Source organism: Pseudoalteromonas sp. S558, assembly GCF_005886635.1.
GTDB classification, from domain to species: Bacteria; Pseudomonadota; Gammaproteobacteria; order Enterobacterales; family Alteromonadaceae; genus Pseudoalteromonas; species Pseudoalteromonas aliena.
On the sequence record NZ_PNDU01000086.1, the window covers coordinates 1 to 14504 of the forward strand.

At 40.3% G+C, this 14504-nt stretch carries 12 protein-coding genes; 10 read left to right on the plus strand and 2 right to left on the minus strand.

Features of this window, described 5'->3' with window-relative positions:
- Positions 1-101: 101 nt before the first annotated feature.
- Positions 102-1757 carry an RluA family pseudouridine synthase gene (locus CWB66_RS07000; RefSeq protein WP_138584810.1) on the plus strand — a complete coding sequence of 552 codons (1656 nt, stop codon included), beginning with the start codon at positions 102-104 and terminating at the stop codon, positions 1755-1757.
- A gap of 23 nt (positions 1758-1780) precedes the next feature.
- On the opposite strand, the gene CWB66_RS07005 is transcribed toward CWB66_RS07000, so the two are convergent.
- A complete protein-coding gene (locus CWB66_RS07005; protein WP_138584811.1) occupies positions 1781-1999 on the minus strand; it encodes a DUF6500 family protein in 219 nt (72 codons plus the stop codon).
- A gap of 380 nt (positions 2000-2379) precedes the next feature.
- On the opposite strand from CWB66_RS07005, the gene CWB66_RS07010 reads away from it, so the two are divergent.
- Positions 2380-2805: a hemerythrin domain-containing protein gene (locus tag CWB66_RS07010; protein WP_077535617.1), complete on the plus strand. Its 426-nt coding sequence runs from the start codon at positions 2380-2382 to the stop codon at positions 2803-2805.
- Between the two features lie 93 nt (positions 2806-2898).
- Here the strand turns inward: CWB66_RS07010 and CWB66_RS07015 are convergent, their stop codons facing one another.
- Positions 2899-3312 (minus strand): hypothetical protein, encoded by a 414-nt coding sequence (locus CWB66_RS07015; RefSeq protein ID WP_077535616.1) that lies wholly within the window; start codon positions 3310-3312, stop codon positions 2899-2901.
- A gap of 389 nt (positions 3313-3701) precedes the next feature.
- Here CWB66_RS07015 and CWB66_RS07020 point away from each other — a divergent pair, with 389 nt between their 5' ends.
- The 8 genes from CWB66_RS07020 to CWB66_RS07055 are packed head-to-tail and all read left to right on the plus strand — an operon-like array spanning position 3702 to position 14325.
- The gene (locus tag CWB66_RS07020) at positions 3702-6062 is read left to right on the plus strand and encodes a TonB-dependent receptor (RefSeq protein WP_138584812.1); all 2361 of its coding nucleotides are present in this window, start codon (positions 3702-3704) and stop codon (positions 6060-6062) included.
- Between the two features lie 10 nt (positions 6063-6072).
- Positions 6073-8226 (plus strand): dihydrolipoyl dehydrogenase family protein, encoded by a 2154-nt coding sequence (locus CWB66_RS07025; RefSeq protein ID WP_138584813.1) that lies wholly within the window; start codon positions 6073-6075, stop codon positions 8224-8226.
- 2 nt (positions 8227-8228) lie between these two features.
- Positions 8229-9062 (plus strand): DUF547 domain-containing protein, encoded by an 834-nt coding sequence (locus tag CWB66_RS07030; protein ID WP_138584814.1) that lies wholly within the window; start codon positions 8229-8231, stop codon positions 9060-9062.
- On the plus strand, positions 9049-10383 hold the full coding sequence (locus CWB66_RS07035; RefSeq protein ID WP_138584815.1) for an ABC transporter substrate-binding protein: 1335 nt from the start codon (positions 9049-9051) through the stop codon (positions 10381-10383). The genes CWB66_RS07030 and CWB66_RS07035 overlap by 14 nt, the downstream gene beginning before the upstream one ends.
- Positions 10380-12134, plus strand: a complete 1755-nt coding sequence (locus tag CWB66_RS07040) for an ABC transporter permease (protein ID WP_138584816.1) — start codon at positions 10380-10382, stop codon at positions 12132-12134. The genes CWB66_RS07035 and CWB66_RS07040 overlap by 4 nt, the downstream gene beginning before the upstream one ends.
- Positions 12135-12189: 55 nt before the next feature.
- Entirely contained in the window at positions 12190-12828 is a 639-nt protein-coding gene (locus CWB66_RS07045) for an ATP-binding cassette domain-containing protein (RefSeq protein ID WP_077535610.1), read from the plus strand.
- 32 nt (positions 12829-12860) lie between these two features.
- Positions 12861-13541 (plus strand): CDP-alcohol phosphatidyltransferase family protein, encoded by a 681-nt coding sequence (locus CWB66_RS07050; RefSeq protein ID WP_138584817.1) that lies wholly within the window; start codon positions 12861-12863, stop codon positions 13539-13541.
- Positions 13534-14325 carry a sterol desaturase family protein gene (locus tag CWB66_RS07055; RefSeq protein ID WP_138584818.1) on the plus strand — a complete coding sequence of 264 codons (792 nt, stop codon included), beginning with the start codon at positions 13534-13536 and terminating at the stop codon, positions 14323-14325. Before CWB66_RS07050 ends, CWB66_RS07055 begins: the two co-directional genes overlap by 8 nt.
- Positions 14326-14504 lie beyond the last annotated feature (179 nt).

Sequence of the window (14504 nt, forward strand, 5' to 3'; positions counted from 1 at the left end):
TTAGCACTGAAAATAGCTGCTTGAGATACTTAGTCGCTTAACTGTGAATATGTTACTATCACTTCCAACGCTTTTATTTACTGATTCATCGCCTAATTACCATGCCAAATTTTGCTCCTTGCTTTACGTTATTTTCTCAAAACATTGATAAGTTCACGCTTCCTGAAAGGTTTACCTTTCCGTTTTATTACGAGCCACAGCCATTAGCGGTTGCCGCTACTGAGCAATTACAACAGCAGCTTGAAACGTTAACACATCTAAAAGCAGAAAATGCAGGTAAAATGTTTGGTGTATTAGTGGTGCAAAATACTGAGCAGCAGTTGGGCTTTTTAAGTGCCTACTCTGGGCAAATTGAAGGTGATAAAGGCAATATTAGCTTTGTCCCTCCTATTTCGAGTATGCAGCTACACGACGATAGCTATTTAGCTCAAAGCGAAATAATTAACGATATTAATGCTCAAATTGAGCAGTTAGAAAATAGCGAACAACTGCTTGAAGTTAATAGCAAACTTGATGATGCAACACAGAGCTACCAGCAAGCGCTATTAGCTCAACAGGCGGTAATGCAAGCCGGTCGTCAGCAACGAAAAATACAACGTACCGAAGGCGAATTAGAGCTTAGCGAAAGTGATTTTGAGCAGTTAAAAAATAAGCTTGCAGGGCTAAGCATCGTAGAAAAAAAGCAACTACTGGCACTTAAAGCCTATTGGCAAAATATAATCGAGTCACTGCAGCAAACACACATCAATATTTCTGATGAAATTGCTCATTTAAAAAAACGCCGTAAAACGCTTTCTAAAAGCTTACAAAAAAAGCTATTTGCACAGTACCAATTTTTAAATGCAAATAACGAAGTCAGAGACTTAAATACTATTTTTTCAATACTACCTGAGCGGATCCCACCAGCAGGCTCTGGAGAATGTGCTGCCCCAAAGTTGCTACAATATGCGTACAAACACCACTTAAAACCGATTGCTATGGCTGAGTTTTGGTGGGGAGCTGCACCTAAATCAGCAATTAGGCAGCATAAAAATTACTACCCTTCTTGTTACAGTAAATGCCAACCAATACTTGGGCATATGTTAAAGGGTTTAGATGTTGAAGATAACCCGCTACTTATTAATCCGGCCGATGGAAAAGATTTAAGCATTATTTATAAAGATGACGATTTACTGGTGGTAAATAAACCCGCTGAATTTTTATCTGTACCGGGCGTTAATATTGAAGATTCTGTTTATATGCGTATTAAAACGCAGTTCCCAGAGGCATCTGGTCCGCTAATTGTACACAGATTAGATATGTCAACTTCGGGGCTTTTAATGATCGCCTTAAATAAACGCGTTCATAAAGCACTACAAAAACAATTCATTGAACGCACAGTAGATAAGCGCTATGTAGCGTTAGTTGAAGGAAATGTTCCCGAAGATAGCGGAACGATTGATTTACCACTCATACTCGACTTTGATGACAAGCCACGCCAAATGGTGTGCTACAAAAATGGTAAACCATCACTTACTACATGGCATGTTTTAAATCGTAAAAATAATGTTACACGCTTGCAGTTATACCCTAAAACAGGCCGTACCCATCAATTAAGAGTGCATTGCGCGCATCGTTTAGGACTCAACACGCCAATGGTAGGTGATACACACTACGGTCAGAAAGCGGATAGATTACATTTACATGCAGAATACTTGGCATTTACTCACCCAATTACCCAAAAACGATTAGAGTTTGAAGTAGCCGCCGATTTTTAATCAAACATTAATCGTTGAACCAGTTAAAGCCCATCTAACACCATTTGTTTGATTTTATATGCTTTTACAAAATGATCTAATTGATGGGTGTGTATCCACCATGTAGCCGCTTCCATGAGTAGCTCAGGATCGTCGTTTTTATTTGCAAAAAACGCATAAAAAGATAGACCCACATTTTCGCCCTTCGTCGCTATTTTTTTATCACATACAGTAATTATTTTTGCTCTTAAAGTACTTTGCATGTATACCTCATTTGAATAGTAATAGATTAACCTGCTGTTAATCGCTAATAACAGCGTAACAATAACAAAAATTCTAAAAAACAATCCTTCTAATTCACCTACAAAAGTCGCTTTTATGATATTTTTATTTATGCACTTGAGCGTTGGTTGTCACTTCTACCTGAATGGTATCACTACTTTATCGCTTTAATAAAACATACAACCATTAAATACCTGTAGGCATGAAATTATTGCACTTAAATCATTGTAAAATTTACAGAATAATAATCAAAAAATGAACAATTAAAAACATAAACAATAAAATTCAACAACTTACACATTGGCATTTAGCTTGCTCTCTATTGGTATAAGCAATTAAATAATAAGTGAAAGGATTAGTTATGAATATTTTTGAAGCACTACGACATGATCACGACAAACAACGAAAATTGGTAGATGCACTTATTCAAACTCATGGCGACACAGATGAACGCCACACATTAATGGATCAGCTTAAAACAGAATTAAAAGAGCACGCAAAATTTGAAGAGCGTTATTTTTATAACCCGCTAATGCTTGATGATTTAACTCATGAAAAATCACGTCACAGTGTTGCCGAGCATCATGAAATTGATGAGTTAATTGAAGACCTTGAGGTTACCGAAATGAGTTCACCGGCTTGGCTAGTTACAGCTAAAAAGCTGCATCATTTAGTCCATCATCATTTAAGCGAAGAAGAGCACGAAGTATTTCAATTGGCAGGAAAAGCACTCACTGAAGAACAAAAGGAAAGCTTAGCAAAGCAATATAACGACGCTATGCATTAATTTGAAACCGTTTAACTTAAATACACTCCCTGTGTACTGTTTGGTTATAAGGCAAATGCCTTATAACCATTTTTTCTTTTAACAACGTGGGCACTACTTAATAGTAAATTTTACGTCTTGATCACGTAATAAGTAAAGTGCAAAACACGCAGCCCACATAGGCCAAGCAGTAAAAAACAATAGATTATTAAAACCGTCGATGTATTGATTGTATGACGAGAGAGTCGATAATCCATGCATTACAAATATCAGACCGTACGTGATACGCTTTTTAATACCCGCTACAAATGCTAATACTAAAATAAGCTGCAAACCACCCAGTATATAAGCAACAATATCTGATGAACCACTGATCCCGTAAAAGTGCTCAAAAATACGTGCGCTATGGCCTGGATTTACGAATTTATCGAACGTCCACATGATCATTACGATAAAAACGCCTAAACGAAGCGATAAAAGAGACCACTGCAGACGATTTTGAACGTCAGAATTCATTGAACTTGTCATAAAACTTCCTTTAAAAATATATAAATAAACCTTGAAGTAACCAAGACCGTATAAATTCGTTTTTATTTCAAAATTTTTAATTATTTTAATTAAAGTAGCTCCTTAACCTTGTAATTAACCTGGACTGTGGATAGCTCGGTATCAAGTACCTTGTATAGAAGTAAATACATATGAAGAGTTAACAGCTAAAAGTAGGCTATAATTAAAAAAATCATTAAAAGCAAATATTTAGATTCAATGTAGACCAATTACTGTATTGGGCAATCGTTAATTATGCATCTATTTTTGTTATGTTCTAAAAAACGAAAAGAAACAAAATTTTACTGAAAGTTATTTTTAAACCTTTCGGTCTTTATCGCCATCAACATATAACCGTAGAGAGAAAACGTTTGAAACACGCATACTTGGCTTTATCCTTAGCCACCATATTAAATACACCACTGAGTGCTTTTGCAGCTGAAGAATCAAAAACAACAAAAAATGATGCAATAGAACGCATTGAAGTGGCGGGCCAAGTTATTAAATCTCAAGGTCTTTCGGTTAAAGACTCTACGGTTGATGGGCCTTTTGGTGACAACTTAGCACTGCAAGATATAGCACGCTCAGTCACCCCTATTTCAAGCGAACTGATAGAACAACTTAATATTACAACGCTGCAGGATGTGCTAGCAGTTAGTCCTAATACCTATTCAGCGAGTGGATTTGGTGCACCGAGTTTGCCAACAATTCGTGGACAGCTCGGTGAACTTTTCCAAGATGGTACACGCCGCCAAGCAGGTAACAATGGTTTTGGCGTGCCGTTATCATTTAATCCTGTAGAGCAAATAGATGTAGTAAAAGGCGCACCACCGGTTTTATTCGGTTCGAGCCAACGTAATGGTGGCTTTGTGAATCTACATTCTAAAAAAGCGTCTACTGATGAAAGCAAAGGCAAGGCGAGTTTATCCGCAGGCCGGTGGGATCAATACCGTGTTTTAGTGGATTACAGCGCACCGATTGTAAAAAACAAAGTTGGCTTTAGAGTAAGCGCTGAGCACATTGATAATGGCAGCTACTACGACTACTCTGGCACCAAAAGCGATAGCTTATTTGCAGCGTTACGAATATTGCCAGATGAGAAAAGCAGCTGGGATATTAATTTTGAGTTATACCAAGTTGAATTTACCGACAATGCGGGTATTAATCGCCCTACTCAAGCACTGATAGATCATGGCTTATACATTACAGGCCAAGGCGTGCAAGCAAACGGCAGCACAATACCAGCAGCAGGGTCTATCATTTCGCCTACTGGACAAGTAAAAATAGACCGCAGCACGGTACTTACCGATCCTGATAACCAAAACGAAGCCACTACCTACTTACTACACAGTATTTATAAGCGTGAACTTTCTAACAATGTATCAATAAAAAACATTACGTATTTTCAGCACTTACAACGTGAAGAAATTGCGCAAAACAGCTTCGTGGAAATTATAGACGGTGCCGATACAGCACAAAACCGTACCGAATTAACTTATCAATGGAGTGACAAACAACAAACAATTTTTGCATTTGATGTACGTTACAACCGTGTATTAGGCTACAGCCAATTTACTACCGAAGCCGATTTACCGATTGATTTAACTGGCCCAATTTCAAATCGTCGTATTCCTTTAACCAATGCGCAACAAGCACGTTTAATTGAAATTAGTCCAGGTGTGTTTGTATCTCCTGGTGGCCAGTACGATATTAACAACGATGGTAGCGGCGACTTTAACTTATCAGACACTACGGACTCTCGCTCGTGGCAAACTGGGTTTGCTATTCAGCAAGATTCAGATTGGACAAATAAGTTTCATACAAGCGTAGGTTATCGTGTTGATTATTATGATGTAGACGCGCACGACCCAATAGCACCACAAGGTCAAGTTGCCGCCAGTGATAGCATTAACGACACACTGCAATCGGGCCAAATAAGCTTCAACTACCGATTAAACGGTGATTACACCACTTACGGTGCAGCAAGTTATAACGAAGCTACATCAAACAGCATGGCTGGTGGCACATCACTGGGTGGCGACAACACAATCAGTGCACAAAACTTTGCTACCGAAAACACCCTTGTTGAGTTTGGTTTAAAATACGCACCCACCGACAGCGACTGGTACGCCGATGGCGCTTTATTTAGCCAGCGCCGTAGTTTACGTAACCGCGATGGAAGCAATACCGGTATTCGTACACAAGGGTTTGAAGGCCAAGTATTTTACGATGCCTACCCATATTGGTTAAGTGCTGGGTACAGCTATATTGATGCGCGTTACGACAACTCTGCAAGTAGTCAAGATTCAGCGCAAGTCGCTGATGCATTTGATAACTCTCGTCCAGATATTATCACTGGTACCGGTGTTGGTGCCCCCAGCTTTACGCCATTTGCGCGCTCTAATCGCCAAGTTCAAGGCATTCCAGAGCAATCGTTCAGTTTTAACGGAAACTATTCAATAAATACGAAATGGCAGGCAGGCTTTTCCGGTCTATATACAAAGAGTTACCCATTAGACTTTTTAGCGACGGTAAAAATTCGTGATCAGTACACATTAAACGTTAATACTAGCTACGCTTTTACACCTAGTACTAAATTGCGTTTAGATGTAAACAACGTCACAAATCAAAAAAATTGGCGCCCTGTATTTGAAGGCGGTTACTTTGGTGCAACGTTAGCTTTTCCTGAGTTACCAATAAACGCAAAGTTAACCCTTACGCATAGTTTTTAAGAGAGAGAAGATGATTAAAAAAATATTTTTATTATTGATTGCAGCCGCCGCCGTAGGCTTGTTCTTTCACTTTAATTTGCAACAGTTACTAACGCTTGATGGCTTAAAAGGGTCGATGGATCAGTTTAACCAGTACAAAGAGCAGTCTCCCTTATTAGTTATTGGCGGGTTCTTTTTGCTATACGTAGTAGTGACTGCTCTCTCTTTACCGGGCGCGGCTATTTTAACACTAGCAGCAGGCGCATTATTTGGTCTAGTTGAAGGTTTATTGGTTGCATCTTTTGCCTCAACTATTGGTGCAACGCTTGCCTTTTTAGTATCACGATATTTATTACGTGATTCTATCAAACAACGTTTTCCTGAGCGCCTAGCCGCAATTGATGCTGGTGTTGAAAAAGAAGGTGGCTTTTACTTATTCACCCTTCGTTTAGTGCCTGTTTTTCCGTTCTTTTTAATCAACTTACTAATGGGCGTTACTGCAATAAAGTCATGGACTTATTATTGGGTAAGTCAGTTAGGTATGTTAGCAGGTACATTTGTGTTTGTTCTGGCTGGTACGCAACTTGCCCAAATAGACAGCCTATCTGATGTTTTATCGTTCAATTTAATTTTATCGTTCGCTTTATTAGGTATCTTTCCATTTATTGCCAAAGGAATTTTAAACGTGTTTAAAAAACGTCGCGTATACAAAAACTACACTAAGCCTAAAAAGTTCGACCGCAACATGATTGTTATTGGTGCAGGCGCTGGTGGTTTGGTAACAAGTTATATTGCTGCTGCTGTTAAAGCAAAAGTGACCCTTATTGAAGCGGGCGAAATGGGCGGCGACTGTTTAAATTACGGCTGCGTTCCAAGTAAAGCCGTTATTAAAAGCGCTAAAATTGCAGAGCAAATTCGCCACGGTGAAAACTACGGCCTAGAAAACGCAACTCCACAGTTTTCGTTCAAAAAAGTAATGGCACGTGTTCACAGAGTTATTGCCGATGTAGCACCGCACGACAGTGTTGAACGTTACACCAACTTAGGCGTAGATGTTGTAAAAGGTTACGGTAAATTAATAGACCCGTGGACTGTAGAAATTAAACTTAACGACGGTAGCACGCAAACACTCACCGCTCGTACTATTGTGATTGCCACTGGCGCGCGCCCGTTTGTACCGCCATTACCTGGCATCGAAGAAACTGGTTATGTAACAAGCGATACATTGTGGAATAAATTTGCAGAGCTAGATGATGCACCTAAAAAACTTGTGGTACTTGGTGGTGGTCCAATTGGTAGCGAATTAGCACAAAGCTTTGCACGCTTAGGTTCAAGTGTTACGCAAATTGAAATGGCGGAGCGCATCATGATCAAAGAAGATCTTGAAGTGTCTACTTTTGCTCACGAAGCGTTAACCGAAAGTGGCGTTAATATTTTAACATCGCACCAAGCACTTCGCTGTGAAGCTCGCGATGGTAAAAAATATATTGTTGTTAAACATAACGACAAAGAAATAGATATTGAATACGACGAGCTATTATGTGCCGTTGGTAGAAGTGCACGCCTTAAAGGTTATGGCCTTGAAGAGCTAGGCATTGAAACAAACCGTACAGTAGTAACTAACGAATACCTAGAAACACTGTACCCTAATATTTTTGCAGCAGGCGATATTGTAGGTCCATACCAATTTACACATGTGGCAGCGCATCAGGGTTGGTACGCTGCGGTAAATGGCTTATTTGGTCACCTTAAAAAGTTTAAAGTAGATTACCGTGTTATTCCGTGGACTACGTTTATTGACCCAGAAGTAGCACGTGTTGGTTTAAACGAGCAAGACGCAATAGACAAAGGCATAGATTACGAAATTACTCGCTTTGAATTTGAAGAACTAGACCGTGCAATTACCGACAGCGCTACAAAAGGCTTTATTAAAGTAATTACACCAAAAGGCAAAGACAAAATACTCGGTGTTACTGTGGTGTCTGAACACGCTGGCGATTTAATTGCTGAGTTTGTACTGGCAATGAAACACGGCTTAGGTCTTAACAAAATACTCGGTACTATACACAGCTACCCTACTTGGGCTGAAGGTAACAAATACGCAGCAGGTGAGTGGAAACGCGCTCATGCACCTGAAAAAGTACTTAACTTGCTTGAAAAATACCACACTTGGCGTCGAGGTTAATTATGTTTAAAACACCTCTAAAAGCATTGTTATTTGGCTCAGCTTTAGTTGCAACATCGTTTGCAACGTCATTTTCGGCCCAAGCCCAAAACATGCACGATAGCTGGAATGCATTGTTAAATAAGCATGTTGTTACTATTAACCATAATCACAGTACTGAGGTTGATTACGCTGCCATAAAACGTGAGCATGCACAGCTAAAAACGTATTTAGATTCGTTAACGGCTGTAACGCAAAGCGAATTTGACACGTGGGAAAAGCCTAAGCAACTCGCTTTTTTAATCAATGCTTATAATGCGTGGACTGTTGAGCTTATCGTCTCAAACCTTGCCAGTAAAGAGTATCCAGATCTTAAATCAATCAAAGATTTAGGGAGTTTTTTTAGCTCGCCGTGGAGTAAAGAGTTTGTGCCATTACTTGGCAAAACTCGCAGCCTTGATGAGATAGAGCATGATTTAATACGTGGCAGCGGTAAATACAACGATCCACGTATCCACTTTGCGGTAAATTGCGCGAGTATTGGTTGCCCAGCGCTTCGAGAAGAAGCGTATACCGCCACTGATTTAGAGAGCCAATTGCAAGAGCAAACGGTGCGCTTTTTATCAGATATGACACGTAATATGGCTCAAGAAAATACGCTAAGCGTGTCTTCAATATTTAAGTGGTACGGCGATGACTTTGAAAAAGGCTTTAGAGGTGCAAACACGCTACAGCGGTTTTTCTTGCAATACAGCGATGCACTTAAACTGATACCCGCTCAGCAAAAAGCACTTAAAAATGATGACATGGAAGTTAAATTTTTAGACTACAACTGGGATTTAAATGTTCGCCATTAAGTTTTGGCATACACAGGCGCGATACAGCTTTTGCTGTGTCGCGTTTTGCGTTTGTGCAATCGTAAATTTAGCTGTTTTTTCGAGCACTGCGTTTGCTAATCCCGTTATCAACTCAAAGAGTGAAAGTAATTTAGTAATTAACACACAACAGGGATCTCGCTGGCAACAAGTTCAAACTCTTGGTCGCAATCAAGATGTTTACTTTTATGCATGGGGAGGCGACGCGCAAATAAATGCCTATATTCAATGGGCTGCTCAGCAAGTTAAAACTAAGTACAATATTAACCTAGTGCATGTAAAATTAAGCGATACCAGCGAAGCAGTAAGCCGTGTACTTGCCGAAAAATCAGCAAACAATAACAACCAAGGCAGCGTAGATTTAATGTGGATCAACGGGGCTAACTTTGCCACCATGCGTGAGCACTCTCTGCTTTTAAAAGAATGGGCAAATAAACTCCCCTACTTTGCATTAACCGATCCGGCTAACAACCCTGCTGTAACCTTTGACTTTGGTTTACCTACCAATGGGATGGAGGCTCCATGGGGGCAAGCGTCACTTACATTTTATTACGACAGCATTGCAATAAATGGTAAGGCAAACAATAAATTGCCTACTACATTAAACGAATTATTAAACTGGAGCGCGCAAAACCCTGGTCGCTTTAGTTACCCAAAGCCGCCTGACTTTTTAGGTATGAGCTTTTTAAAATACGCCTTAGTTGTACTGCATCAGCAAAGCAGCGAAAATATTAAAGCGCAGCTAAACCAACCAGCTACAACTAAAAATACAGCGCAAGTGTTAAACCCACTGTGGGACTTTTTAGATAAATTACACCCAACTCTTTGGCGTGGTGGCACTCATTTTATGCAAAGTGGTGCTCAAATGCGCCGCTTAGTAGACGATACAGAGTTGAGTTTAGCCTTTACTTTCTCTGCACCTGAAGTACCCGCAGCTGTAAAACGCTATGATTTACCAAACAGCATTCGCAGTTATGCAATGAGTGATGGCAGTTTAAGTAATACTCATTTTGTGGCAATCCCTTACAATGCAAGCCACCAGCAAAGTGCGCAATTAGTGGCTAATTTTTTACTCAGCCCTGAGGCGCAAGCTGAAAAACAAAAAGCGCATATATGGGGCGATAAAAGCGTACTTATCCAATCAACGTTAACGCCCGATCAACAAGCCTTATTTAAAACAGCTAAACCGCACCCAAGTGCACTACCTTTAAACAGTATTAAACGCACATTGAGTGAACCTCATCCAAGCTGGGTAAACGCCATTATGCAAGGTTGGCAAACCCGTTATGGAGTAAGCCAATGAGCGTTATTTCAAAAAGTGTACCAGTAAATACCAAAGCAACAACGCAGTGCAGCAGCGATATGTTTACGCGCATTGTAAAATTTAGCCCGCGATTTTTACTCGCTCTGCTTATATTACCCGTACTTGGTGGCTTAATTAGCGTATTGCTGCCTGCCTTTGGTTATGCGCCCGTACTTGAGCAAACAACATTTAGCTTGCAAGGTTTTAATGCCCTTTGGCAAACACCTGGCCTTACCCAAATGGTTACCTTAAGCGTTGCAACGGGCTTAATAAGTACTTTGCTTGCATTTATCATTACCTTAATGATTTTAGCTGCGTTTTTTAATAGCCCGTGGCTTAACCGAATTCAGCGTTTATTGAGCCCTATATTAGTTATACCTCATGCCGCCGCGGCTATTGCAGTAGGGTTTTTAATTGCCCCTTCAGGTATGATTTCACGCTTAGCGTCGCCTTGGTTAAGCGGCTGGGAACTTGCGCCAAACGGCATGTTTCCGCATGATTCGTTTGGTATTAGTATTATTTTAGGCTTAACACTCAAAGAGCTTCCCTTTTTATTATTAATGGCACTGGGCGTACTTGCTCAACCTGAGCTTGGCAAAAAATTACGCCAACAACATAAGGTTGCGCTTAACTTGGGTTATTGCCCAATGACCGCTTTTTTTAAAGTAATACTGCCAAGTCTTTATCCGCTGCTGCGTTTACCCCTTTTAGCCGTGCTTGCCTATGCAAGTGCCAGTGTAGAAATGCCACTCATTTTAGGCCCAAATACACCACCAACATTGGCCGTTGCAATAATGCATTGGTTTAACGATGTTGATTTAAACCTGCGTATTAAAGCCTCAGCAGGTGCTTTATTACAACTAGCTGTTACAGGCGGGTTGTTAGCCCTTTGGCTTGGCGCAGAAAAGGCCGTAAGAGTGCTATTTAGCGACTCTCTCACTAATGGAGTGCGCGAATACGGCGGATTTTATTGGCAAAAAATAACGGTCGTACTCACCGCATTAGTAATTAGCTTTATACTATTGTCGCTTATTGGTTTAGTTATGTGGTCGGTTGCAGGCTTTTGGCGCTTTCCAGATGCAATCCCTGAGCAATTTACACTACTGCATTTTAAAAGTGCGCTAATGCAAATGGGCAATCCGCTTTTTAATACCCTAGCAATCGGTTTAGTAACCACATTATTTGCCATTATTCTTACTTTATTGTGTTTAGAATCAGAGCAATTGAGTGATAAACCTATTTCTCGTTTTACCAGTTTAATTATTTACTTACCGTTATTAGTACCCAGTATTGCCTTTTTATTTGGGCTAGTATGGATACAACAATTGGTAAATAACCAAGCTGCATTTTTTAATGTGGTACTTACGCATTTACTGTTTGTGTTGCCTTATGTGTTTTTGTCACTTGCGAGCAGTTATAGGCGCTTAGATCCTCGTTTTGCTCATGTTGCAGCAAGCCTAGGCGCAGCGCCGTGCAAGGTGTTTTTTAAAGTAAAACTACCTCAGTTGTTTGCCCCTATTTTAATTGCAGCCGCACTGGGCTTAGCTATTAGTTTTGGACAATACCTCCCCACGCTTTTAGCTGGCGGCGGGCGCATAGCCACAATAACAACCGAAGCCGTTACGCTTGCCAATGGCGCAAGCAGACGCACCAGTGCCGTGTACGCTATTATGCAAATGGCGTTGCCGCTTATTGGATTTATACTGGCATGGGGTTTACCTAAATATTTTTTCAAAAGTGCACGTGTTTAAACGCACACATATTTAAAGCACCCATGTTTAACACTATCAGGGTTAAGGTTTTTTAATGCAGTCATCGTTACAGATTAAAAATTGTCAGCTTTATCGCCAAAATGAACTGTTACTTAGCTTAAACGAGCAAGTTAATGGCGGTGAAATTCTGACTATTATGGGCCCATCAGGCAGTGGTAAATCAAGCTTATTAAATTGGCTTACGGGTACTTTACCAAGTAGCTTTAAGGCTAACGGTGAGGTGTGGCTTAATGGTCAAAATATCGACAACACCCCTCCACACTTGCGCCATATTGGAGTGCTTTATCAAGATGCTTTATTGTTTTCGCATTTAACTGTTGCTGGTAACATTGCCTTTGCAATGCCCAAAGGCAATAAAAAACAACGCATTGAAAAAATAGAACACGCGCTTGAGCAAGTAGGTCTTAAAAATATGGGTAATCGTCACCCCGATAACTTATCGGGCGGGCAGCAAGCCCGTGTTGCATTATTACGTATGCTGCTGAGCGAACCTAAAGCCATTTTACTCGACGAACCCTTTAGCAAACTCGACACCCAACTGCGTGTTGATACACGCGAACTCGTATTTAGCCAAATACGCGATCATAAGCTACCTGCAATTATGGTAACTCATGACCATAGCGACGCCGACGCTGCAAGTGGCAAACTAATTACTTTAAGTAGCGCACTTTAAATACATAGCTTTAAACGCATAAGGCAATAAACATGCTAGACAAATTTATCACCCCTGTAATTAAGCCACTTTTAACACCTGTGGTTATGCTTATGCATAAACGCGGCATAACCGCCGATCAGCTAACCGTGGTTGGCTTTTTAGTTGGCTTATTAGCCGTGCCATTACTGGCGTTTGAAATGTGGTACGGCGCATTAGTCGCCATTACTTTAAATCGAATTTTAGATGGACTTGATGGCGCATTAGCACGCTATGCAAACCAAAGTTCAAGCGCGGGTGGCTTTTTAGATATCACACTCGACTTTTTATTTTACGCGGCTATTCCACTTGGCTTTATTTTGGCAAACCCTGAGCAAAACGCGATAGCGGGCTCGTTATTACTTGCCACTTTTATTGGTACGGGCTCCAGCTTTTTAGCTTTTGCGATTGCCGCCGAAAAGTTTAAACTCGAAAAACCGCAATTTAAATACAAAAGCTTTTACTACTTAAACGGCTTAACCGAAGGCACTGAAACAATAGCGCTATTTATTGCATTTTGTATTTGGCCGCAGCACTTTGCGGTTATGGCGAGCATTTTTGCTATTGCGTGTGGCATAACTATTTTTACCCGTATACATGGCGGTTATCACACTCTTAAGCAACAAGAAGCCGGTGCTAACAAAGCAGCTGAAAACGTGCCTAGCAGTGCAAGTTCTGAGGTAATAAATGACTAATGAAGTATGGTGGCGACTCGGCTGCTTTTTTAGCATTTTAATTATAATGATGCTGCTTGAATGGCAAAATCCTGCTCGCCAAGCACCTATTAAAAGCAGTACACGTTGGTTTGCTAATTTTGGGTTAGTGTTTGCATCATCAGTTATTGCGCGCTTAGTGGTCCCTATTGGGTTAACCGCTGTTGCACTTTACAATCAAGAGCACGGCATTGGCTTATTTAATCACATAGCACTACCAAGCTTAGTCACGATTGTATTAAGCATGCTTTTACTCGATATATTAATTTACTGGCAGCATAGATTATTTCATCAAGTGCCTATTTTATGGCGCTTGCACCGTGTACACCATGCCGATGCACACGTAGATACCAGTACAGGGTTGCGCTTTCATCCCATTGAAATTGTACTAAGCATACTTATAAAACTCATTGCAGTAACTGCCCTTGGCGTACCTGCCATTGCGGTACTTATATTTGAAATAGCACTTAATGGTTTAGCATTATTTAACCATGCAAATATACGCCTACCTAATGCCGTTGAAAAACCACTGCGTTTAATATTAATGACGCAAATATTGCATCGAATTCACCATAGCCAAGTGGTTAGTGAAACTAACTCAAACTATGGTTTTAGTGTAATTTGGTGGGATAAATTATTTGGTAGCTACAAAGATAAAGCTAAAAAAACTGATGCAGATATAAATATTGGCTTAAAAGAATACCCTAGCCAAAAGCAAAATGCCTCGTTGTGGGGCTTATTGATCATGCCATTTAAAAATAAGTGAGCATAAACTCACTTATTTAGGATATTAGAGTTGATTTTTAATTTATTTAACCTGAACTCTGGTTAAAAGATTTTCAGTGAAAACAGGGCGAATTTACGCGTCAATAGCGGGCCTATTGCAAGTAAAATCAACGCAGTTAGCGCTGAAAATAGCCGCTCGAGATAGATTTATTATCCAGA

Coding starts and splice junctions, on each gene's coding strand:
- CWB66_RS07040 (WP_138584816.1), top strand. CDS start 10,380: ATGAGCGTTATTTCAAAAAGTGTACCAGTAAATACCAAAGCAACAACG.
- CWB66_RS07015 (WP_077535616.1), bottom strand. CDS start 3,312: ATGACAAGTTCAATGAATTCTGACGTTCAAAATCGTCTGCAGTGGTCT.
- CWB66_RS07005 (WP_138584811.1), bottom strand. CDS start 1,999: ATGCAAAGTACTTTAAGAGCAAAAATAATTACTGTATGTGATAAAAAA.
- CWB66_RS07055 (WP_138584818.1), top strand. CDS start 13,534: ATGACTAATGAAGTATGGTGGCGACTCGGCTGCTTTTTTAGCATTTTA.
- CWB66_RS07025 (WP_138584813.1), top strand. CDS start 6,073: ATGATTAAAAAAATATTTTTATTATTGATTGCAGCCGCCGCCGTAGGC.
- CWB66_RS07035 (WP_138584815.1), top strand. CDS start 9,049: ATGTTCGCCATTAAGTTTTGGCATACACAGGCGCGATACAGCTTTTGC.
- CWB66_RS07050 (WP_138584817.1), top strand. CDS start 12,861: ATGCTAGACAAATTTATCACCCCTGTAATTAAGCCACTTTTAACACCT.
- CWB66_RS07010 (WP_077535617.1), top strand. CDS start 2,380: ATGAATATTTTTGAAGCACTACGACATGATCACGACAAACAACGAAAA.
- CWB66_RS07000 (WP_138584810.1), top strand. CDS start 102: ATGCCAAATTTTGCTCCTTGCTTTACGTTATTTTCTCAAAACATTGAT.
- CWB66_RS07030 (WP_138584814.1), top strand. CDS start 8,229: ATGTTTAAAACACCTCTAAAAGCATTGTTATTTGGCTCAGCTTTAGTT.
- CWB66_RS07045 (WP_077535610.1), top strand. CDS start 12,190: ATGCAGTCATCGTTACAGATTAAAAATTGTCAGCTTTATCGCCAAAAT.